This is a genomic window from Neobacillus niacini (assembly GCF_046591715.1).
GTDB classification, from domain to species: domain Bacteria; phylum Bacillota; class Bacilli; order Bacillales; family Cytobacillaceae; genus Neobacillus; species Neobacillus niacini_L.
Window position 1 is genome coordinate 1 of sequence record NZ_JAWVNQ010000042.1, and the last position, 535, is coordinate 535.

The window sequence follows — 535 nt, forward strand, 5'->3', positions numbered from 1 at the left end:
GCTCCGGTTTCTCAGGCTCCTACCTATCCTGTACAAGCTGTACCAAAATTCAATATCAGGCTACAGTAAAGCTCCACGGGGTCTTTCCGTCCTGTCGCGGGTAACCTGCATCTTCACAGGTACTATAATTTCACCGAGTCTCTCGTTGAGACAGTGCCCAGATCGTTACGCCTTTCGTGCGGGTCGGAACTTACCCGACAAGGAATTTCGCTACCTTAGGACCGTTATAGTTACGGCCGCCGTTTACTGGGGCTTCGATTCAGAGCTTCGCGTGAGCTAACCCCTCCTCTTAACCTTCCAGCACCGGGCAGGCGTCAGCCCCTATACTTCGCCTTGCGGCTTCGCAGAGACCTGTGTTTTTGCTAAACAGTCGCCTGGGCCTATTCACTGCGGCTCTTCGAGGCTATTCACCTCAAAAAGCACCCCTTCTCCCGAAGTTACGGGGTCATTTTGCCGAGTTCCTTAACGAGAGTTCTCTCGCTCACCTTAGGATTCTCTCCTCGCCTACCTGTGTCGGTTTGCGGTACGGGCACCT

General features: G+C 53.6%; 1 rRNA gene. It reads right to left on the reverse strand.

Annotated features, from left to right (window positions below):
• Positions 1 to 535 (reverse strand): 23S ribosomal RNA (locus tag SFC47_RS25860); the annotation flags it as partial.